Below are 21,088 nucleotides of genomic sequence, written 5' to 3'. Positions count from 1 at the left end.
GCCCCGGCGGAAGCCGGGCCCCTCCGGCGTTGTGGCGGGGGTGCGCCGACGCGGGCGGTGCGGCGACGTGGGGCGGGGTGCGGCGCGGAGCGCGGCGTGTGGACGCGTGCACGGGGTGTGGGCACGGCGCGTCGGCGAATCATGAACTTTGCAGATATTTCTGGGCATCTGGACGGGCCCGACGTCGGAATTCCCCCGTCCGGGTGCCCGGATCGAGGGAATTCCCCTCCCCTCGTACCGCTCGGCCCGACAGACTTGTTTCGCTGTGCACGGCGGGGGGCGCCGAGAGTCGACGCTGCGGGTCGCCCGCGCCATCTACGAGCGTGCGTTCCGGAGGCGTGGTCACATGGCGGTAGCGAGCAGCCGAGCGGACCGGTGGAAAAAGGCCACCCTGGTCGCCGCGGCCGCAGGCGTCCTGCTGGTGTTCTCGGCACCCGCCGCGACGGCGGCCCCGAAACGCACGATCATCCTGGTGGTCGACACCTCCGACTCGATGAACGAGGCGACCGGCGACGGCCAGGAGACCCGGCTCACCGAGGCCAAGGCCGCGCTGCGGTCGACCATCGGCTCGCTGGGCGACTCCGACCGCGTCGGCCTGCACGAGTTCTCCGGCGAGTGCGGCGACGGCGGCGACCTGCTGGTCGAGCCCGGCACCGGCAACCGGGGGCAGCTCCGGGACGAGGTCGAGGCCCTCCAGACCGGCGGACGTACCCCCACGCCGGATGCCATCCGCAAGGCCGCGAGCGAGTTCCCCGACGACTCCTCCGAGAAGATCCTCATCCTCGTCTCCGACGGCGAGAGCTCGTGCAACGAGGACCCGTGCGAGGTCGTCGTCGAGGTGCAGGAGCAGACCGGCATCAAGTTCGTCGCGCACACCGTCGGGTTCCAGACCAGCGAGCAGGCGAACACCGAACTGAGCTGCATCGCCGACACGACCGGCGGCCAGTACTTCGCGGCCGAGGACCAGCAGGGCATCACCGACAGCCTGGAGCAGGCCCTGCTGCCCGTCGTCGGCGACGACGTCTCCACCGTCCTCAACGCCCTGCCGATGCCGAGCGACGTACCGCTCGACCCGGAGAGCGTGGCCAAGACGGCGGGTCTCGCGGCCGGTCTCGTGCTGCTGATCGGCTTCCCGGCCGAATTGTTCAACCGGACCATCGAGGAGAACCAGCGGCGGATCTCGCGCTGGTGGCGACGACGGGGCGGCGGCGCGGCGGGCGCGGGCGGACCGAACCCCGCGGCGGGCGGCAGCGGCCCCTTCCCGCCGGACGGCGGCGCGGGCATGAACCCGGGTCCCGGCGGCGCGGGCGGTGGCCTCGGCGGCGGGACGACCGGGCTGCACGCCTCGGACGGGGGCGCTGCCTCGGGCGGCACGACGGGGCTGCACGCGTCGGATGCCGGGGGCATGACCGGGCAGCACGCGGGCGGCGGAGCGTACGGCCCAGGGGGCTTTGCGGGGCCGGACGCGGGTGCGGGCGGTGCCGGTGCCGCTGCCTACGGACCGGGCGGCGCGGCCGGGATGGACCCGGGTGCGGGCGGCGGCGCGGGGGCCGCGGGCGGCTTCGGCGGCGCACAGGCTTCCGGTGGCGGGGCGTATGCCTCGGGCAGCGGCGCGTACGGTGCGTCCGGCGGTGCGGGCGGCTTCGGTGCCGCGGGCGGTTCGGGGGCGTACGGTGCCTCCGGCGGAGTCGCGGGCGGGTCGGGCGCGTTCGGCACGGCCGGAGGGTCGGGGGCCTACGGCGCCGCGGCCGTTCCCGGGCGCTCGCTGTGGGCGTCGCCGTGGATCCTGCCGGTCTTCGTGGTGATCAGCGCGCTCGCGTCGACCTTCGTGGATCCGGACTCCGGGTTCAACGCCAAGTCCGGGATCCTGCTGCTGGGCTTCCTGGTCGCGGCACCGCTGGTGATCTTCGCCTACTCCTGGCCGAACGAGCAGAACGCGAAGCGCGCTTCGGGCGTCCCCGGGGCGCTCAAGACGGTGCCCGCCGCGCTCGGGCTGGCGGTCTTCTGCACGGTGTTGTCGCGTCTCTCGGACTTCGTCCCCGGCTACGTGTTCGGCCTGGTGCTCGGCTATGTGGCCCTGCGGGAACGGCGGTTGAGCCGGGCCCAGGAGGGCAAGGGCGTGCTGTTCGGCGCGATCTGCGCGCTGCTGCTGAGCGTCGGGGCCTGGGTGGGCCTGGAGTTCGTGCACGAGAAGGCCATCGCCGTGGACGCGAACGCCGGGCTGGTGATCGCCGACACGATCCTGGGCACGACGTTCATCCTGGGTGTCGAGACGGTGCTGTTCGGCCTGATCCCGCTGCGGGTGCTGGACGGCAACAAGCTGCGCAAGTGGAACACCTGGATCTGGGCGGCCACTTACACCGTCGCGATTTTGCTGTTCGTGCACGTGCTGGTGCTGAACTCGGGCCGGGGCGGCTCGGACAACGAGACGTCGCTGACCGCGGCGCTGGTGCTGTTCGCCGGATTCGCGCTGGTGTCGGGGCTGTTCTGGGCGTACTTCAAGTACGTGCCGGACCCGGCGCTGATGCCGGCCCCCGTGGGGATGCCCACGGGGATGGTGCGGGCGGTTCCGCCGCGGGTTCCGCCGCAGCCGGCTCCGCCGGTGCCGCCGATGCCGGGGTATGGGGCTCCGCCGGTGCCGCCGCCGGGTGCTGCGCCGGGGGCGACGCCTGCGCCGCCCTCCGGGGAGCCGTACGTACCGGCGCCCGGTCGGCCGCCGATGCCTCCGCCGGTACCGGCCGTACCGCCGACTCCGGCGCCGCCGACGATGCCTCCGCCGCCGAGTGGCCCGCCGACGACGGGGGCGGGGCACGTACCGCCGCCCCAGGCGCCGCCGACGCCTCCGCCGCCGACCGGACCGCCTCCGGGAACCCACTGACCCGCAGCCGTCACACGCGTACCCGGAACCGGGGAGCCTCCGCCAACATCCGTATGAGATAAGGAGAAACAGGGCAGAGGAGTCCTCGGAGAGGATTCGCTGTGACCACATTTCTGATCGTCATCGTGATCGTGGCCGTGATCGCGGGCGCCGCACTGATCGTCGGTCGCCCCATGCTGCGCAGGGAACGACTGCGTCGCCGTTTCGGTCCGGAATACGACCGTGCGCTGGGGCAGTTCGGCACGCGCAGAGATGCCGAGCGCAACCTCGCGGAACGAGAACGGGAGTTCCGCGACCTCGACATCCGCGAACTCCCGGACGAGGAGAAGCTCAAGTACGAGAACGCCTGGAGCGCGCTCCAGGAGCGCTTCGTGGAGGCGCCGGGCGACGCGCTGGCGGAGGCCGACGCGCTCATCACCCGCGTGATGCACGACCGCGGATATCCCACCGGTGCGCGGGAGAAGCGCATGGAGATCCTGTCCGTCGAGTACGGGCACTCCATCGACCGCTACCGGCAGGCCCAGGAGATCGAGCGCCTTCGCGAGGCAGGGAAGGCGTCCACCGAGGATCTGCGCCAGGCGATGCTGCACCACCGCACGTTGTTCACCGACCTGCTCGGCCGTGCTCCGGCCCCGGTGGCCCGGGGGAAGTGAGGCTGCTTCATGACTTCTTCGACGTCGTCCACGAACTCGCAGACCAAGAAGACCGCCGATGACGCGCCGGTCGTCGAGCGCGACGACCGCGACCGGGCGGCCCGCCAGGCGCGCGTGAGCGAGAAGACCGGCTCTGCGCTCAAGCCCCCCGCCACGATCCCGGCTCCGCCGGGCCCGGTTCCGACCACTCCTTCGACCTCGGCCGCGTCCGGCCGGGCCGCCGCGCGGCAGCCCGCGCACGCCGCACCGGCCAAGTCGCCCGACGTGCTGCCGACCTTGCTGAGCAAGTCGGTCGCCGACGGCTTCCGCAGGCGGCTGCGGGAGACGCTCGCCGGTTTCGTCGACAGCCCGGACGACGCCGTCGCCGGCGCCGACGACCTGTACGCCGCGGCCGTCGACCAACTCATGGAGGCGCTGGTACGCCGCCGCGAGGAACTGTCCCGCCAACGTCAGGGCAAGTCCGGCGACACCGAGGCCCTGCGCCAGGCCCTCCTGCAATACCGCACGGCGCTGGAGTCGCTCATAGCGCTCTGACCCGGAGGTCGCGGATGCCGGTGGCGTGATCGGGTAGGACACGCCACCGGCAACCGTAATTGCTGATCACCTGGGGCGCGTTGTGGCTCCCTTTGTTCCGCAACGATCGGCGGGCCACGAGAGTCACGGAGTCACCCGCAGGTGATCCCCTCGTGTCCCGCTCGACAAGGCCTGGCCGAACAACCGTCCGACAGCCACCGAATCCCGCCAACCAGTATGCCAACAGCCGGGCCCGTGTCGGCCGGACCTTTGCACTGCTCACGGCCCCTGGACACCGCGCCTCGCGGCATTGCAGGCGTAGGAGGGCCACCCGAGCCCGGCGAGCGAGTGCGAGCGAGTGCGAGCGAGTACAAGCTTCGGACCTGCGCCCGGAAAGGCCGCCAAGCCCCGGCGAGCCACCCATCAGCCGGGTCAACAACCCCGTGGGGTCAATACACCCGGTGCGGTGGTCACAAACGTTTGCCGGTTCTCATAGTTCGGTGCCGTGCATCGCTCGCCGGGCCTGGCGGCCCTCCCAAGCGCGGGCCCGAAGCTCGTACTCGGTCGTACTCGCACGCCGGGCCTGGCGGCCCTCCTTCGCCCGCAACGCCGCGAGGCGCGGTGCCGGGCGGCGAGAACCCGTGAAGGTGTGTGGTCACCGCACTAGTCGGTGGGGGCGTAGGTGAGCAGGACGACGCCCGAGTTGAGGCGTGTGGTGCCCCGCAGGGTGAGGTGCGCGGTGTCGGCTCCGTCGAGGAGGCGGTTTCCGCGTCCGGCGATGACGGGGAAGACCCAGAGGAAGTACTCGTCGACGAGTTTGTGGGCCAGGAGCACGCGGTCGATTTCGCCGGTGCCGAGCTTGAGGATGTCCTGCCCCGGTTGTTCCTTGAGGCCGGCGACCTCGGCGGCGATGTCACCGGCGATGACGGTGCCGTTCCAGGTGGCGTGCTTGAGGGTGCGCGAGACGACGTGCCTGGGGAGGCCGTCGAGGCGTGCGGCATTCCCCTCGTCGAGGCCGTTCAAGTCCGTTGCGGAGGCGGCGAGTTTCTCGTGCGTCTGCCGTCCCAGCAGCAAGGCGTCCGTGTCGTTGAGGAGGTCGCCGGCGTACTGGTGGTACTGCTCGTCCTGGTACGGCCTGCTCCACTGGGCGGGCGAACTGATGACGCCGTCCAGTGTCACGTACGTCGATTCGATGAGCCTGCGCATGCGGTGGTGGGCTCCTTCAGGGTCGGACTGGAGCGGTGCGGGGCGGTCGGCGGGGCAGCGCGGCGGTACGCCGGTCCGCGTGACTTCGAGGTGGGGCGGGTGGGTGGTGGGGGCGGCCCGACTCGTGTCCGCCGCACCCCCGCCGGGCTCATGACGCGTCGAACCGGCGCGCTACGCGACCGCCGGACGACCGTCCGCCCGATGCCGTGCCATCCAGTCGGCGGCGAACGCGACCGCGGGAATCAGCGGAACGAGCTTGGCCCGGGTGGCGCCGACAGGTCCTTCCCGGATGGCCAGGCTCTCCGTCAGCGCCGCTCCGATCAGGTCGAAGTCGGCCAGGTCCAGGAGCACGTCCTCGTACGAGCACCAGCTCGGCCGACCGAGCCAGTCGGGGACGACGCACCGGTACATCCGCGTGGCGACCTTCGGCTGGAAGTACTCCGCCAGATGGAAGGCCGTGAACGCCGAGAAGCCCGTCCCCAGCATCAGAACCTTCGCGTCCGGCAGCGAGAACAACCTTGACAGCGGCGACTGTTCGCCGAAGTGCGAGAGCGGGTTGTGGTGGCGCACGATGCCGTTCGCCAGCAGTCCCCTCGCCACGAACGACGACTGGGGGTGCGAGCTGCGGACCGCGCCCGGAGCCTGCCGGAGCACTTCCGGCAACGCCCCCATCGTGGGTGACGCCGGCGTCCAGACCGGATCGAAAGGCGGCATCTCCTGCTTGTACGCGTCGATTTCCGCGTCGCTGAGGCCGTAGGTGACGCGCTGGAAAGGCAGTGACGTGTCGGAATTCAGCTCGGTGAAGGTGGGCATCACCAGCGTGCCGCCCGGACCGACCGCCTCCGTCAGCGCGGCCAGAACGCCGCGCGGTCCGCGTTCCACCGGCCCGATGCCGCGCAGCCGGCAGTGCACCAGCAGCACGTCGTTGACCTGGACCCCGAGGTTGCGGAGTTCGCCTACCAGTTCCCGTACCGTCCTCGGCGGCTGGGCCTTCGCTGCGAACGGCGGCTCGTCAGGTCCGGGGCGGGGCGGAAGAGTTGTCACCGGTGTCAGCCGCGGGTCTACGGGCGGTTTGGCAGGGGTGCTCATGCCTGGTCCCTCAAGGACTTGGCCGCCGCGACACTGGCTGCCACGCGCCCTCTGACGTGGTCGATGAACCTGATCAAGTCCGGGCAGTAGACCGACGGTTCGCCGAATCCGACACCCGCTCGATACCGATGCGCGAAGTATCCGCCGCCGCACACCTCTCGGACTCGGCAGGAGCGGCACGTCACGCCCAGGCCGGCAACCCCCAACTGCCGTACGGCCAAGGACGGATGGCGCAGCGCGTCGTCGAAGCTGTGGGACGTGACGGACATTCCCGTGGCGGCAGCGCCGTCGTAGACCGACTTGAGGGTGTCGACCTGCTCGATCATGCCGTCGGTGTCGACGACGACCACCGTCGCCGGCCCGGGGCCGAGTTGCTCCGAGGTGCCCGAGCCGCCCAGCACCAGCGCGACCGTGTCCCGGAACAGGCGCACGCTGGTCTCGGACTCCTCGACGTCGTACCAACGGTCGAACGCCGCCGCCAGCCAGTCCCCGTACGGCGTCACCGCGGCGTCCGCATCGCGCGAAGGCGGTGGTTCGTCCCAACTGCCGTGCGGGAGAAGGAAGTCCATGGTCGGCGGGGCGTGTGCGAGCAGTGCTTCGTAGACCTCGACCGGGTCGTTCGCGAGATCGATCGTGCACAGCAGTCCGCCGTACAGCCCCGGCCGCGAGGGGTCGCGGAGCCTGGCGATCGCGGCCGCTACGTCGGCGTGACTGCCGCGCCCGTCGGCGCGGCGGCGGTGGCGGTCGTTGGCGGTCTCGTCACCGTCGAGGCTCACGCCGACGGATATGCCGAGCGCGTGCAGCGCGTCCAGGCTCGCGTCGTCCAGCAGCAGGCCGTTCGTCTGCATGGCCAGTGACACCGCGGTGTAGGAGGGGACTGCCCGGCGCACACCCTCGGCGAGACGCCGGATGAGTTGCACACCGGCAAGCATCGGCTCGCCGCCGTGCACGATCACGGTCACCGTCTCAAGGTGGCGCGCCCGCGCGTGTTCACCGATGCGGAGCGCGGTCCGGTCGGCGACCTCGGGAGACATCGCCTTGCTGGCCGCACGCCACGACTGGTCGCCCATTTCGTACAGGTAGCAGTAGTCACACGCCAGATTGCAGCGGCTGTGCACCTTGACGACGAAGTGCCGAAACGGGACCGGTCGCCACAAGGAGCCCAGCGACCGGTGTGACGGGATGTTCAGTGGCCACTCGGCATTCACCGGCGTTCGTGCCGGGGCGGACAACAACTCCACTGCGCCTCCCTTTCCCAACAGAGGGCGATCCGCCCTGGCCCGCCGACGGCGAGCGTCACCGGACCGGCCGGCTGGAGCCCGCCGGTCCGAGGTGCTTCGACGGCACTTGTGCACGGCGGGCCATGCTCCTCGGCGCCGGCAGGCTCAGCGCTGCGGGTCGGCTTCCACATGGCTGGAGAAGCCGCTCGGGGCGACGTCGGACACGTAGCTGGAGAAACCGCTCGCGGAATAGTCCGACACGTAGCTGGAGAAGCCGCTCGCCGAGTCGTCGGACGCGTAGCTGGAGAAGCCACTGCCTTCGACGTCGTCCGACACGTGGCTGGAGAAGCCGGTCGAGCCGCCCGCGCCGACCTGGGTCCGCAGCACGGTGCCGAGCGGCGAACGTGCGGGGACGGCCGGAGAGTCCATCAGATCGGTGATCTTCAGCCCGTCGAGGACCGGTGCGACGTGTGTCATCTGCGACTCCTTTGGTCGGCAAGAACCAGCGCTCGCAAGCTAGCCGTTGCCGTGCGAACAGCCCAGCGACGAACACCCCACCGCGTGTGCAGGACACCTCCCTGCGCGGCGCGGACAACGGGCCCGTTGAAAGGCCAATTCGCGCGGCGGCCCGGCCCCGGTCCCCGCGATCCCGGGGTCGAGATCCCGCAACCGAACGCGACGGCCCCGGCCCGCCGCCATCCGGCCCCTTCAGGCGCCGCTCAGGAAGTCGACCAAAATCTCCGCGACCTCGTCCGCCTTCTCGACGATCACGAGGTGCGCCGCATCGGGCACCAGCACGAGCCGCGCGCCCGGGATCCCCGCGGCCACCTCCTCCGACAGCGCGACCGGCGTCGACGGGTCGCGCTCCGCCGCGATGACGAGGGTCGGCGCGGTCACTGCGGCAAGGCGCGCTCGTGCGTCGAACGTCGCGACCGCGTCGCACGCCGCCGCGTAACCCTCCGCCGGACATGCCCGGAGCATCGCCAACGTGTCGGCGACCACGGCCGGTTCGCGCGCGGCGTACTCGGGTGTGAACCAGCGGCCGACGACCGTCTCGGCGACGGCCCCCACACCGTCACGCCGGACCAGCGCCGCCCGCTCATGCCAGCCCGCGGCCTCGCCGAGCTTCGCGCCGCTGCAACACACCACGAGCCGGTCCAGCCGCTCCGGGGCGTCGAGGGCGACGGCGAGACCGAGGGCGCCCGCGAGCGAGATGCCCGCGTACGTGAACCGCTCGATGGCGTACTGGTCCGCCAGCGCCACGACATCCTCCGCCAGGTCGGACATCGTCGGCGTGCCCGGCGGAAGTTCGGAGCCGCCGTGGCCGCGCGTGTCGAAGCGGAGCACCCGGTGCGTCGCGACGAGCGCGGGAACGATCGCGTCCCAGACGCGGCCGTCGGCACCGAGCGGCGAGCCCAGCACGATGACCGGCGCGCCCTCGGGCCCGTCGAAGCGGTGGTTGAGCGTGGCGGGCATGCGGCGGCCTTTCCCCGTGCGGAACCTTCCCGTCCTTCCCGGAGATCTTCTCAGCCATCGGCCGACCGTGCGCCCACACGCTCCCGACGCGTTGCGCATTGTGGGTCTGACGGGTCGTCAATAGCCTGAGCGGTCCATCCGCGATTCCGCCCCGCCACCTCCGGAGGCCCCGGTGAAGTACTCGCTCCGCGCCGAACCGATCGAGTTCGTGCAGACCGCACCGCGCCGCCGCACCTGGACGGCGGACCTCGCCGCGCCGCAGAAGGCGGTGTTCGCCGCGCTGACCGACGACCCGGACACCTGGAAGACGTGGTTCCCCAACTTCCGCAGCGGAAGCTGGCTCGCCGAGGCGCCCGACGGCGGCCACGGCGTGGGCGCGCGCCGCGAGGTACGCCTGGTCAAGCCGGTCGTGTTCCACGAGACGGTGATGGCGCACGAGGAGCCCACCCGCTGGGCGTACCGCATCGACGGCCTCACGGTGCCGATGTGCCACGCGCTGATCGAGGAGTGGGTGGTCGAGGAGCGCGGCACCGGGTCCCGCGTGACCTGGACGTTCGCCGCCGACCCGATGCCGCTGATCTCCTTCACGCTGCGCTTCATGCCGTGGGCCATGAGCTCGACGTTCCACCGGGCCATGAAGCGCCTCGACCGCAAACTGGCCCCGGTCGCGGCCTGAGCCGGGCGTACGGTACGCGCCGCTCACATCGCCGCACCACCTCACATCGCCGCACCTCCGCTTCCGCTGAGCAGCCCCGGGGCGGCGGGGCCTGTACGGACCACCGCAGGCCGGACGCGGCGTTGACCCACGTGCGGGCGTTCAGGCACGGCACCGACGCGGAAGCGGCACAAGGTCGAGTTCCCGGCCGAGACGCCGCCCTCGCCGAACGCCTCCCCGGTCCCGGCACCGCGCGCGACAGCGTCGCCGCCACGTGGGTCGCACCTCCCTCTCCCAACCTCTCCCTCGGGCAGAATTGTCCTTTTTGACACAGGATGAGAGCCACGTGTGTCGACAAGGGAGAAGATCGCATGGGATCCGCGAACCTGGGGGGTCTTGGCAACCTCGGCGGCCTCGGCGGCCTGCTGGGCGGCGCACTCGGGGGTTCGGGCGGCGCCGGAGCGCAGAACCCGCTGCTCAAGGCTGTACTCGGGTTGCTGCGCGGCGACGGGTCGGACGGCGGCGGGCTCGGCGGCCTGCTCGCGCAGTTGAACGCGGGCGGTCTGGGCGACCAGGCGAAGTCCTGGGTCGACAACGGGCGCAATCAGCCGGTCAGCGGGCGGGAGATCACCGACGCCCTGGGCACGGAACGCCTCGACCGCCTCGCGGGCGAGGTCGGCATGACGCGCGAGGAGACCGCAGCGGGGGTCGCCGCCGCTCTGCCGCAGGTCGTCAATGCCGTGACACCGGACGGCGAGGTGCCGCCGGAGTCGGACCTCGACCAGGCGCTGACGCAGTTCCTGGGCGAGAGCGGTCCCGAGCCCAAACCCGCACCAGCGCCTGAGCCCGAGCCCGAGCCCATGCTTGAGACCGAGACCGAGACCGAGACCGAGACCGAGACCGAGACCGAGACCGAGACCGAGCCATCGGATGCCGACTCCGAAACCCCCGAGGCCGCGCCCGCAGGCGAGTCCGAAGCGGAGCCCAAGGCGGATTCGGAGACCAAGACTGCTTCGGAAACCGACTCGGAGGAGACCGCCGAAGCGGCAGACGACGCGGAAGGCGAAGCCGCCCCCAAGCCCGGCAAGCCGTCCGAGTAACCGCGTCCGGCCCGCCGGTCCCCCGGTCCGCACGCGCACGCGACGCACGTCTGACTCCCCAGGGCCGGGCGGCACAGTCACCCGCTCGGCCCAAGCTCCACCAAGCCCCTTCCCTGCCGCCGTCCGCCCGATCGCCCGGCCCGGCTCACCGCCCAGACGTCGGCATATACGCGCACGGCATGTGCTTGACGCCGTTGATGAAGCTGGAGCGCAGTCGCTGCGGCTCGTCTGCCATGTGGATGTCCGGGAGACGGCCCAGGAGTTCGCGGAACATGATGGTGATCTCGCGGCGGGCGAGATGCGCGCCGAGGCAGAAGTGCGGGCCCGGACCGCCGTACCCCACATGGGGGTTCGGGTCGCGGGTGATGTCGAAGCGGCGTGGCTCGGGGAACACGGCGCCGTCGCGGTTCGCCGACCAGTAGAACATCAGCAGTTTGTCGCCCTCGGAGATGTCCTGTTCGGCGAGCACCGTGTCACGGGTCGCGGTACGCCGCATCCAGACCACCGGCGACGCGACGCGGACGATCTCCTCGACCGCGGTCGGCGCGTATCGCTCGAAGTCGCCGAGCCACAGGGCCCGTTGGTCGGGGTTCTCGGTGAGCAGTCGCAGGCCGTGCGAAATGGCGTTGCGGGTGGTCTCGTTGCCGGCCACCACGAGCAGGATGAAGAAGGACGCAAGCTCGTCGGCGGTGAGGCGTTCGCCGTCGACGTTGCCGTTGACGAGTGCGGAGATGACGTCGTCGACCGGGTTGTCCACCCGGTAGGTTCCCAACTCCGTGAGCAGCGCGGCCAGTTCGGCACCGGCAGTGAGGAGCACGGTGAGGTGGTCGGCGTCCTCGGGCACGTACTCCGGGTCGGCGACCCCGATGATCGTGTTGGTGCGGTCGAGGATGAAGCCGTAGTCCTTCTCCGGCACGCCCATCATGTCGCAGATGACCTTGAGCGGCAGACGGGCGGCGACCTCGGTGACGAAGTCGCAGGCGCCCAAAGCCGCGACGTCGTCGACGATGGCGGCCGCGGCGGTCTCGACGTCCTGTTCGAACTTCTTGATCATGCGCGGCGTGAACGCCCGCGAAACGATGCGCCGCAACCGGTGGTGCCGCGGGTCGTCCATCTCGATCATCGACCCGAAGAACTCCGCGAACTCCGTAGGAAAGTCCGGGACATGCGTCGCACCGCGGCCCGAGCAGAAGTCCTCGGGACGGCGGCTGACCTCCAGCAGGTCGGCGTGCCGGGTGACCGCCCAGTAGCCGGGACCGCTGGGCAGCGGGCTCGGCGGTTCCGGGTAGTACGGCAGCGGCCATTCGGTACGCAGGCGCGCGAAGCCCTCCTCGCGCGCTCCGAACGGCCCCGCCCAGAAGTCCATGTCGGACAGGTTGACCCAGTCCGGTGCGGCCTTGGGACGCCGCTGTCCAGGCTGCCCCGGCGCGGAGTCGCCCGCGCTCCCGCCGCCCTCGGTGACCGTCATGCGCGTTACCCCCGGTACGGTTCGCGTTTTGGGGCTCAGCGAACCACGAACTCCGGTGGCAAGTACAGGCCTCGTACACCGATCCGACGAACGTACGCGCCCAACAGCCGCGCACCCTCGCATTTGCAAACGCCGGTTCGCAAACGCGGGTTCATGAACGCAGGTTCACAAATGCAGGTTCGCAAACGCGGATTCACAAACGCGGGCTCGTAACGCGAGTTCGCAAACGCGGATTCACAAACGGGGGTTCACTAACGGGGGTTCACAAACGCGAGTTCGTGAACACTCATTCACAAACTCGGGTTCACGAACCCCCGCGACGCACAGCAGCGCAGAAGCCCGCGGCCCCTCAGCCCCCAACGGACCTCGGACCTCAGCCTCGCGCCCCGCCCCCACTCAGGTGGTCGGCGACCCGCCGTTCACCTGCCATGTCTGCCCGGTGATCCACTCCGCCTCGCGCGAGGCCAGGAACACACACGTGGCGCCGATGTCCTCCGGCTTGCCGAGGCGTCCGACCGGGATCGCCTTGGCCATGCCCACCGTCGCCGACGCCTGGCGGCCGCTGGCGGACGGGTCGATGAGTCCGACCGCGATCGAGTTGGCGGTGATGCCCTCGCGCGCGTGTTCGACGGCGAGGTGTCGGGTGAAGGCGATCGCGCCGCCCTTGGCCGCGCCGTACAGCGAGACGCCGATGTTGAGGCCCTGCGTCCCCGCGCCCGAGGCGATGGTGATGATGCGCCCGTAGCGCCGCGCGCACATGCCGTCGAGGACCGCGCGCGTGGCGTTCATGACGCCGAAGAGATTGATGTCGGCGAAGCGCTGCCAGTCGGCGGGGTCCGAATCGCGGAAGCGCGTGGGCCGGAAGCCCTCGGCGCCGCCGTTCCCGGCGTTGTTGACCAGGATGTCGACGGGAGCGACCATGCGTTCGAACCCGCGTACCGCGGGTGCCACGGCGCTCTGGTCGGTGACGTCGAACGGGAGCGCGTACGCCGACCCGCCCGCCTCGCGAATGCGTGCCGCGACCGCCTCCGCGCGATCGGGCACGATGTCGTTGACCGCGACCGCGGCCCCCTGACGCGCCATCAGCTCGGCGATGCCCGCCCCGACCCCCTGTCCCGCACCGGTCACCAGCGCGGTCCTGCCATGCAGTTCAAACATGCGCACCTCCGTCCCGCGCGGAGCAAACCACCGCCCGGCGACAGAGTCAATGGTGGAGTCAATCAAGTGATTGGGCCCACGGCCGACCTGCGCGGACGTGACACGGGGCGGGTCCTCGGCCGTAGACTTCGCGGCACCGGACGGCTCCGTACGGACCCGGCCGCCCAACCGACCGATCACCCCGCCCGCCCCGGCTCGGGTGGTCCCCGACCAGGACGCGGGAGTGAGCGTTCCCTTGCAGCCGGACGACCCGAAGCCGCCCGACGCCGAGACGCCGGGCATATCCGACACACCCGATACCTCCGCGACCCCGAACGGCGCCGAGACCCCGAACGACACCGCGGCCCCCCGCGGCAACACGGCGCCCGACGGCAGTACCGACGAGACGGCCACCGACGAAACGGCCACCGAAGCGACGGCCACCGACGACGCCGCCGCCGCGCTCGCCGCGCAGCGGCAGGTCCAGGGGGCCGTCGAGCGGCTGCTTCGCCTCCAGCAGAGCCGCCGCGTGCACGGCGAGCTGATGAGCGCGGCCCGCGCGCAGGTGTCCCAACCCGCCGTGATCCTGCTCTCCCGGCTCCAGGCCGACGGCGGGCTCACCATCGGCGAGTTGGCCCGGCGCACCCACATGGACATGTCGCTGGTCAGCCGCGAGCTGCGCAAGCTCGAAACCGAGGCGATGGTCACGCGGGCCACCGACGCGCGCGACGGCCGCGTCACCCGGGTCGGCCTGACGCCGAAGGGGCGCGGGATCGTGCGGCGGCTGCGCAACGTCCGCGACCGGCACATCTTCGAGGTGCTGTCGGCGTGGTCGGCGCAGGAACTGGTGTCCCTGGGCGACCTGATGACCCGCTTCGTCGACGATCTCCAGTCCGTCCGCTACCGCGACGCCGACCCCGACGCCAACGGAGGCCCGGACGCGACCAGGAGCTGAACGCGCGGTTCTGAGGCGAGCAGGCCCACGCCGACGGCGACCCGCCTCACCGCGGAGGCGGCACCCCGCACCGGCAGCGCACGAATCCCGTCGCACCCGAACAGCAACCAGCGCGCCCGGCGGGCGAGCCCGCAACCGACGGCGACAGCAACCGCGACACGGTCAAACCGTGTCGCGCAGTTGCACGGCGAGGCCGCCGACCGCCGCCTGCGCGTCCGTACCGCGGCCGCGAACGGTGACGGGTGTGCCGGCGCGGGCTCCGAGGCCCATGATCTCCAGCACGCTGGATGCTCGGGCGACGCGCCCGTCGGCGACGAGTTCGACGTGGGCGGTGTAGCGGGCGGCGGTACGCACCACGGCGCCGGCCGGACGCATGTGCAGGTCGGCACCGAGCACGACGTCCTCGGCGTACTCCGGGCCAGACGCCTCCGGGCCAGCCGCACCCGGACCAGCCGCCTCCGCCCCGAACGCCTGTGGACCAGCGGCACCCGCCCCGGACGCATCCGCCCCGATCGCCTCCGGACCGTCCGCATCCGCCCCGGCCGCCCCGGGACCAGCCGCATCCCAGCCACCCGCCGCCGGACCGTCCGTGTGCTCAGAGCTTCCGGACATCTCGCGCCTCCTCAGCCGCGGCCGCCACGGCCTCCAGGTCGGCGCCCGTCGCCGCGGTGACCGCCGCCGCGACCGCGCCCTCCACGAACGGGGCGTCCGCCAGCCGGATTCCGGGCCACGCCTCCTCGAGCAGCAGCGCCCGCACCGTCAGCACCGCGCTCCCCAGATCGGGCAGGACGACCACCCCCGCACCGCCGTCGGCCTCGCGCAGCGCCGCCGCGACCCGCTCGGGGGACGTCCCGAGCCCGCCGTCCGGGCCGCCGGCCGCGACCGCGACCGCGACCTCGCCCCCGCCGACCTGCCCCACGAGCTCCCGCAGTCCCTCCGCGAGGGTGCGGCTGTGCGATACCAGGACGAGCCCTACGAGATTGCCCACGATCGGGCATGCTACGAGAACCGTCGTGCTTCGTCACTTGTGAGGGCGTATCGCGAACGCGTACCGGCTGCCAAGGAGAGGGTTATGAAGAAGTTCCTGAACGACCCGGAGTCGGTGGTCGACGACGCGCTCGCCGGGCTGGCCGCGTCGCGGGCGGATCTGCGTGTCGATCGGGAACTGCGGGTCGTCACGCGCGCGGGTGGCCCGCGGGTCGGCAAGGTCGGGCTGGTGTCCGGTGGCGGGTCGGGGCACGAGCCTTTGCACACCGGATTCGTCGGTCCCGGCATGTTGGACGCCGCGTGTGCGGGCGAGATCTTCTCGTCCCCGACCCCGGACCGTGTGCTGGCGGCGACGCGCGCGGTGTCCGGCGGGGTCGGGGTGGTGCATATCGTCAAGAACTACACCGGCGACAACCTCAACTTCGACATGGCCGCCGAACTCGCCGCCGAAGAGGGGCTGGAGGTCGCCAAGGTCCTCGTCGACGACGACGTCGCCGTCCAGGACTCCACCTGGACCGCGGGTCGCCGCGGCACCGGGGCCACGCTCATCGTGGAGAAGGTCGCGGGCGCCCGGGCCGAGGAGGGCGCCGACCTCAAGGCCGTCGCCGACGCCGGGCGGCGCGCGAACGAGGCCTCGCGCTCGTACGCCGTCGCCCTCTCCCCCGGCACCGCGCCCGCCGCGGGGCGCCCCGGCTTCGAGCTCGGCGGCGACGAGATCGAGATGGGCGTCGGCATCCACGGCGAACCCGGCCGCCGCCGCGCCGCGCTGCGCCCCGCACGCGAACTGGTCGCCGACATGGTCGACGTGGTGCTCGCGGAACTGCCGGACACCGGGGATCCTGTCATCGCGCTGGTCAACGGACTGGGCGCGACGCCGCTCCTGGAGTTGTACGTGGTTTACGGACATGTCGCGGAGGAACTGGCCCGCAGGGGCGTCCGCATCGCGCGCAACCTGGTCGGCACGTATGTGACCAGCCTCGACATGGCCGGTGCGTCCCTCACCCTGTGCCGGGCGGACGCCGAGATGTTGCGCCTGTGGGACGCGCCGGTCGACACCGCGGCCCTGCGCTGGGGCTGACACGGGACGGCCGCCACCGACCCGCCGCCGACCACTGCCGGAGAAGGCCGGACAAGGGAGCACCGTGGGAGACCTGGACACCGCGACGACACTGGCCTGGATGCGCGCCATCGCCGCGTCGGTCGCGGAACACGAGGCGGAGCTGACCGCGCTCGACGCCGCGATCGGGGACGGCGACCACGGCGCGAACCTGCGCCGCGGTTTCTCGGCGGCGGCGGTCGCCGCGGAACGTCTCGCCGCCGAGAATGCCGAGCCGGGTCCGTTCCTGGTCGAGGTGGGCGGCGCGCTGATCACCAACGTGGGCGGCGCGGCGGGGCCGCTGTACGGTACGGCGCTGCGCACCACCGGCAAGGCCGTCACCGGCCCGTCCGCCGACACGGCGGGCCTGGCGGCGGCGTTGCGCACCGGGCTCGACGCGCTGTGCCGCCTGGGCGGCGCGGTCCCGGGCGACAAGACGATGGTGGACGCCTTCGACCCCGCTGTCGCGGCCCTGCTGGCGGCGTCGGACGCTCCGCTGCCGCAGGCTGCGCTGCTCGCGGCGGACGCCGCCGAGGAGGGCATGCGGGCGACCACACCGATGCGCGCCCGGAAGGGCCGCGCGTCGTATCTGGGCGAACGCAGCGTCGGCCACCAGGACCCCGGGGCGACGTCCACGGCTCTGATGTTCCGGGCACTGGCCCACGTCCTCGCGCCGACCGCATGACGGGCAGCACGTGGGAGGACAACTCACGGTCGCTGGTCGGGGATTCCGGACCGGGCCGCACAAGCGGCTCCCAACCCGGCGACGCGGTCCCGGAGGGTCCCGCCGACGGCCACGGGACCGTGTTGCGCGGCGTGTCCGGATCTGGCGGAGTGGCCGTCGGGCGGGTGGTGAGTGTCGATGACGGACCGACCGGCGCCGGACACGGGAGCGTTGCCGATGCGCTGGCCGCCGCGGCGGCGGAGTTGACCGGATTGGCAGACGCGCTGCGGAGCGAGGGGCGGGCCGAGCAGGCCGACATCATCGACGTCGGCGCCCTCATCGCGGAGGACCCCGCATTGCGGGCGCTCGCCGAGGAGTTGGCCGGTGCGGGGCTCACCGCCGTGGAGGCGGTCGTGGCGGCGACCAACCGGCACGCCGACGCCCTCACCGCACTCGGCGACCCCGTCTTCGCCGACCGCGCCACCGACATCCGGCAGATCGGACGCCGGGCGGCGGCCTGGCTGCGCGACGCCTCCCGCGAACACCCCCGCGAGGCACCTCGGTCCACGTCTCAACCTGCGTCTCAAGCCGCGCCTCAACCTGAGTCTCAACCCGCTTCTCAACCCGCTTCTCAACCCGCGTCTCAATCCGCCTCTCAATCCGCCTCCCAATCCGCCTCCCAAGCCATCTCCCGACCGGCCTCACAGGCCACCCCGCAACCCACCGCGCACGGCCCCGACATCGTCCTCGTCGGTGACGAACTCGCCGCCGCCGACGTGCTCATGCCTGGCCGCGGCCCGGTCGCCGCGGTGTCCGGGCGCGGTGGTCCGACCGGCCATCTGGCGGTGGTGGCAAGGGCGTTGGGCATCCCGCTGGTCCTCGGCGCGGACGTCCGGGCGCTCCGCGGGACGGCTGCCCACCGCGTGCTGGTGGACGGCGACCGCGGTCTGGTCGTGGTCGATCCGCAAGTCGGCGACCTGGTGCCGGATTTCGTACTGGCCGGGACGTCCGGGAGCAGCACCGGAACCTTTCGAGGTTCCGACCCCGCCGCCGCGTCCGGCCACCCCCCGTCCGAGGATCCCGTACGCCCCACCACGACCCGCGACGGCCGTCGCATCCGGGTCCGCGCCAACGTCGGCAGCTACCGCGAGGCCGTCGCCGCACGCGCGAACGCCGCCGAGGGCGTCGGCCTGCTGCGCACCGAGCTGCCGTTCCTGGCCGCCGACCACTGGCCGGACGCCGACGAGCACACCGCGTCCCTCATACCGCTGCTGCGCGACGGCCCGGAGGGCACGTTCGTGGTCCGCACGCTGGACTTCGCGGGCGACAAGCGGCCGGTGTTCCTGGGCGGCGAGCCCGGTGTGGAGCGTTCGGACGCGATGCTGCGCGCGCAGTTCCGCGGCATCCTCGCCGCCGCCGCGACCACCGGGCGCGCCGTGCGGATCCTGGTGCCGATGGTCGAGGGGGCCGCCGACTTCGTACGCTGCCGACACCTGCTGGCGGACGTGTGCCGCCTGTCCGGCGTCACGCGCCGCCCGCCGCTGGGCGCGATGGTCGAGCTCCCGGAGGCGGTGGACGAGGCCGAAGACCTCGCCGCGGCAGCGGACTTCCTCGCCCTCGGCACGAACGACCTGACGGCGCTGCTGCTGGGCCTGGACCGGGACGACCCGGGGCTGACGCCCGTCCGCACCGCCGATCCGGTCGTGCTGGCCGCGGTTCGGCGCGTGGCGGGGTACGCGCACGCCTTCGGCCGGCCGGTGTCGGTGTGCGGGGACGCCGCCGCGGATCCGCGCGTACTGCCGCTGCTCCTCGGGCTCGGCGTCGACGCGTTGTCGGTCGCGCCGCCGGTTCTGGAGGCGGTACGCGAGCAGGTGCGCGCACTGGACTCGACGCACTGTGCCGAGCTGGTACGCGAACGCCTTGCCCGCACGGGCAATTGACGCCCGATCAACTCCCGCCGCTCAGCGGCTCGGGTCGAAGAGCACCTTCAGGCAGCCCTCGCTCCGGTCCGCGAACACCTGGTACCCGCGGGCCGCTTCGCTCAGCGGGAGGCGGTGGGTGAACACGTCCACCGGGATGAGGCGGCCGTACCGGATCAGCGGGATGAGCTCGGCCCAGGTGGCCGCCACGGGCGCGGTGGTGAAGCGCAGCGTGACGTTGCGAATCAGCAGCAGCGGGGCGGCGATCGGGAACGTGAAGTTGGCGTTGACGCCCACCACGGAGACGGTGTGGGACGTGCGCACCGCGTTGATCGCCGCGGTGAGGGTGGCGTCGTGGCCCACCGCCTCGATGACCGAGTCCGCGCCGAGCCCGCCGGTGGCGGCCAGGATCTGCTGGGCGATGTCGCCCGCGGACGCGTCGATCGGCTCGGCGCCCAGGGCCCCGGCCGTCGCCAGGCGCTCGGGCACCCGGTCCACCGCCAGCACCCGGCCCGCACCGAGTACCTGAGCCGACTGGAGCGCGTACAGCCCGACGGGCCCGAGGCCGATGACCGCGACGGTGGCCCCCGGCCGGATGTCGGCACGGCGCGCGGCCGTCCAGCCGGTGGGCAGCGCGTCGGTGAGCAGCACCGCGTTGTCGACCGAGATGTCGTCGGGGATCGGTAGCAGCGCCATGTCGGCGACGGGGATCTCGACCGCCTCGGCGTGCCCGCCCGGCAGGTCCGGGCCGCTGCCCAGCACGCGCAGGCCGCCGCCGGTGCAGTCGATGCCGTTCCCGGCCGCGCAGCCGGCGCACTTGCCGCAGCCGAACACCGGCGAGACCAGGACGCGGTCGCCGGCCCGCACGCGGCCGACCGCGCTGCCGGTCTCCAGCACCGTGCCGACCACCTCGTGCCCGGGCCGCAGGCCGCTGACCGCGAAGTCGCCTTCGTAGAAGTGCAGGTCCGAGCCGCACAGCGCGCTGGCGGTGACCTGGACGATCGCCCCGTCCGGGCCGCTGAGCACCGGGTCGTCGACCTTCTCGACGGTGACGTCGCGGGTTCCGTTGATGACGACGGCGCGCATGGGCTGCTCCGGGGAGAGTGTCAGTAACACTGTTACAGGCGCGAATCTAGCCGACGCGCGGTACCGATGGCAGTACGCCCGGCGACCAACTCCGGTACGCCCCGCCCGGACGGCGTGACCTTCGTCCCACCGCCCGCCGCGCGCCGAGTCGATCTCGCTAGCGTGGGCGCCATGTCGATGGCCCAAGCCCTGCGCGCACACGGCCGCCGGGCCGTTTCGCGCACCCTGCACCGCGGCTGGGACGCGGTGCGCAAAGCCGGTGCGATCACCGCCGAGCGGCCCGGCCTGCTTTCGTTCGGCGCGCTCGGCCCCGGGTCGAAGTTCGCGTTCCCGACCGGCACGATCTTCGGCGAGCGCTGGATCCACATCGGCGCGGAGACCGGCTTCGGCGACCACGTGAGCCTGTCCGCGGGCCTCGCGCCGGGCCACGACCTGGGCAGCAGGCCGATCGTGACGATCGGCGACCGCTGCACGATCGGCCGCGGCAGCCACATCGTCGGCCACCACTCGATCGTGATCGGCGACGACGTGTGGACCGGGCCGTACGTCTACATCACCGACCAGAACCACAGCTACGCCGACCCCGACCAGCCGATCGGCAAGCAGTGGCCGATCAACGACACCGTCGTGATCGGGGACGGGAGTTGGCTGGGCGCCGGGGCGATCGTCCTGCCCGGCGCGCGGCTCGGCCGGAACGTCGTGGTGGCGGCCGGCTCGGTGGTGCGCGGGACGGTGCCCGACCACAGCGTGGTGGCCGGTGTGCCGGCGAAGGTCGTGCGCCGGTACGACCCGGCCACCGGCTGGGACCCGCCCCTGCGGACGGTGCCCTCCGGCATCCCGGAAGGGGTCACGCACGAGCAGCTGGTGGCGCTGATCGAGCAGTGGGAGAACCACGCGGCGGACTGACCACGGCCGGGGCGGTGGCGCTTCGGGGCAGTCGCGTATCGGGGCAGTGGCGTGTCGGGGCGGTCGCGTATCGGGCGACC

General features: G+C 72.3%; 20 protein-coding genes. 10 read left to right on the top strand and 10 right to left on the bottom strand.

The window, feature by feature from the left end; translation table 11 throughout:
* The first annotated feature begins 346 nt into the window (after window positions 1-346).
* The 3 genes from ACRX5S_RS37885 (at window position 347) to ACRX5S_RS37875 (ending at window position 4,065) form a co-directional block, all read left to right on the top strand.
* On the top strand, window positions 347-2,878 hold the full coding sequence (locus tag ACRX5S_RS37885; protein ID WP_436777805.1) for an FGLLP motif-containing membrane protein: 2,532 nt from the start codon (window positions 347-349) through the stop codon (window positions 2,876-2,878).
* A 101-nt stretch (window positions 2,879-2,979) separates the two neighbouring features.
* The gene (locus tag ACRX5S_RS37880) at window positions 2,980-3,531 is read left to right on the top strand and encodes a hypothetical protein (RefSeq protein WP_436777804.1); all 552 of its coding nucleotides are present in this window, start codon (window positions 2,980-2,982) and stop codon (window positions 3,529-3,531) included.
* A gap of 9 nt (window positions 3,532-3,540) precedes the next feature.
* On the top strand, window positions 3,541-4,065 hold the full coding sequence (locus ACRX5S_RS37875; RefSeq protein ID WP_436777803.1) for a hypothetical protein: 525 nt from the start codon (window positions 3,541-3,543) through the stop codon (window positions 4,063-4,065).
* A gap of 642 nt (window positions 4,066-4,707) precedes the next feature.
* Here the strand turns inward: ACRX5S_RS37875 and ACRX5S_RS37870 are convergent.
* From ACRX5S_RS37870 to pcaD, 5 genes are all read right to left on the bottom strand, one after another.
* On the bottom strand, window positions 4,708-5,250 hold the full coding sequence (locus tag ACRX5S_RS37870; protein ID WP_436777802.1) for a dihydrofolate reductase family protein: 543 nt from the start codon (window positions 5,248-5,250) through the stop codon (window positions 4,708-4,710).
* Window positions 5,251-5,421: 171 nt separating this feature from the next.
* On the bottom strand, window positions 5,422-6,339 hold the full coding sequence (locus ACRX5S_RS37865) for an aminoglycoside N(3)-acetyltransferase (protein ID WP_436777801.1): 918 nt from the start codon (window positions 6,337-6,339) through the stop codon (window positions 5,422-5,424).
* The gene (locus ACRX5S_RS37860; RefSeq protein WP_436777800.1) at window positions 6,336-7,496 is read right to left on the bottom strand and encodes an FxsB family cyclophane-forming radical SAM/SPASM peptide maturase; all 1,161 of its coding nucleotides are present in this window, start codon (window positions 7,494-7,496) and stop codon (window positions 6,336-6,338) included. Before ACRX5S_RS37860 ends, ACRX5S_RS37865 begins: the two co-directional genes overlap by 4 nt.
* Before the next feature lie 228 nt (window positions 7,497-7,724).
* Entirely contained in the window at window positions 7,725-8,036 is a 312-nt protein-coding gene (locus ACRX5S_RS37855; RefSeq protein WP_436777799.1) for a hypothetical protein, read from the bottom strand.
* A gap of 231 nt (window positions 8,037-8,267) precedes the next feature.
* A complete protein-coding gene (gene pcaD, locus ACRX5S_RS37850; protein ID WP_436777798.1) occupies window positions 8,268-9,035 on the bottom strand; it encodes a 3-oxoadipate enol-lactonase in 768 nt (255 codons plus the stop codon).
* Window positions 9,036-9,207: 172 nt separating this feature from the next.
* On the opposite strand from pcaD, the gene ACRX5S_RS37845 reads away from it, so the two are divergent.
* Complete coding sequence (locus ACRX5S_RS37845; protein WP_436777797.1) at window positions 9,208-9,711, top strand: SRPBCC family protein; 504 nt, start codon at window positions 9,208-9,210, stop codon at window positions 9,709-9,711.
* A gap of 350 nt (window positions 9,712-10,061) precedes the next feature.
* On the top strand, window positions 10,062-10,790 hold the full coding sequence (locus tag ACRX5S_RS37840) for a YidB family protein (RefSeq protein ID WP_436777796.1): 729 nt from the start codon (window positions 10,062-10,064) through the stop codon (window positions 10,788-10,790).
* A gap of 145 nt (window positions 10,791-10,935) precedes the next feature.
* On the opposite strand, the gene ACRX5S_RS37835 is transcribed toward ACRX5S_RS37840, so the two are convergent.
* Together ACRX5S_RS37835 and ACRX5S_RS37830 are read right to left on the bottom strand one after the other, a co-directional pair.
* Entirely contained in the window at window positions 10,936-12,258 is a 1,323-nt protein-coding gene (locus tag ACRX5S_RS37835) for a cytochrome P450 (RefSeq protein WP_436777795.1), read from the bottom strand.
* A gap of 396 nt (window positions 12,259-12,654) precedes the next feature.
* On the bottom strand, window positions 12,655-13,416 hold the full coding sequence (locus tag ACRX5S_RS37830; protein ID WP_436777794.1) for an SDR family NAD(P)-dependent oxidoreductase: 762 nt from the start codon (window positions 13,414-13,416) through the stop codon (window positions 12,655-12,657).
* Between the two features lie 223 nt (window positions 13,417-13,639).
* Between ACRX5S_RS37830 and ACRX5S_RS37825 the strand changes: the two genes are divergently transcribed.
* Entirely contained in the window at window positions 13,640-14,350 is a 711-nt protein-coding gene (locus ACRX5S_RS37825) for a MarR family winged helix-turn-helix transcriptional regulator (RefSeq protein ID WP_436777793.1), read from the top strand.
* Between the two features lie 162 nt (window positions 14,351-14,512).
* On the opposite strand, the gene ACRX5S_RS37820 is transcribed toward ACRX5S_RS37825, so the two are convergent.
* Window positions 14,513-14,962 (bottom strand): HPr family phosphocarrier protein, encoded by a 450-nt coding sequence (locus tag ACRX5S_RS37820; RefSeq protein ID WP_436777792.1) that lies wholly within the window; start codon window positions 14,960-14,962, stop codon window positions 14,513-14,515.
* A complete protein-coding gene (gene dhaM / locus ACRX5S_RS37815; RefSeq protein WP_436777791.1) occupies window positions 14,946-15,338 on the bottom strand; it encodes a dihydroxyacetone kinase phosphoryl donor subunit DhaM in 393 nt (130 codons plus the stop codon). The genes ACRX5S_RS37820 and dhaM overlap by 17 nt, the downstream gene beginning before the upstream one ends.
* A gap of 84 nt (window positions 15,339-15,422) precedes the next feature.
* Here dhaM and dhaK point away from each other — a divergent pair, with 84 nt between their 5' ends.
* The 3 genes from dhaK (at window position 15,423) to ACRX5S_RS37800 (ending at window position 19,037) form a co-directional block, all read left to right on the top strand.
* Complete coding sequence (gene dhaK / locus ACRX5S_RS37810; RefSeq protein WP_436777790.1) at window positions 15,423-16,415, top strand: dihydroxyacetone kinase subunit DhaK; 993 nt, start codon at window positions 15,423-15,425, stop codon at window positions 16,413-16,415.
* A gap of 100 nt (window positions 16,416-16,515) precedes the next feature.
* Window positions 16,516-17,118 (top strand): dihydroxyacetone kinase subunit DhaL, encoded by a 603-nt coding sequence (gene dhaL, locus ACRX5S_RS37805; protein ID WP_436777857.1) that lies wholly within the window; start codon window positions 16,516-16,518, stop codon window positions 17,116-17,118.
* On the top strand, window positions 17,115-19,037 hold the full coding sequence (locus tag ACRX5S_RS37800; protein ID WP_436777789.1) for a putative PEP-binding protein: 1,923 nt from the start codon (window positions 17,115-17,117) through the stop codon (window positions 19,035-19,037). Before dhaL ends, ACRX5S_RS37800 begins: the two co-directional genes overlap by 4 nt.
* A 21-nt stretch (window positions 19,038-19,058) precedes the next feature.
* On the opposite strand, the gene ACRX5S_RS37795 is transcribed toward ACRX5S_RS37800, so the two are convergent.
* Window positions 19,059-20,102, bottom strand: coding sequence for an alcohol dehydrogenase catalytic domain-containing protein (locus tag ACRX5S_RS37795; RefSeq protein ID WP_436777788.1), 1,044 nt, complete (start codon window positions 20,100-20,102; stop codon window positions 19,059-19,061).
* 171 nt (window positions 20,103-20,273) lie between these two features.
* Between ACRX5S_RS37795 and ACRX5S_RS37790 the strand changes: the two genes are divergently transcribed.
* The gene (locus tag ACRX5S_RS37790; RefSeq protein WP_436777787.1) at window positions 20,274-21,008 is read left to right on the top strand and encodes an acyltransferase; all 735 of its coding nucleotides are present in this window, start codon (window positions 20,274-20,276) and stop codon (window positions 21,006-21,008) included.
* The last annotated feature ends 80 nt before the right edge of the window (window positions 21,009-21,088 follow it).

Source organism: Yinghuangia sp. YIM S09857 (assembly GCF_051388915.1).
Taxonomy (GTDB): domain Bacteria; phylum Actinomycetota; class Actinomycetes; order Streptomycetales; family Streptomycetaceae; genus Yinghuangia.
The sequence above is the reverse complement of the archived record's forward strand: the minus strand, read 5'-3'. Positions and strand labels throughout refer to the sequence as shown.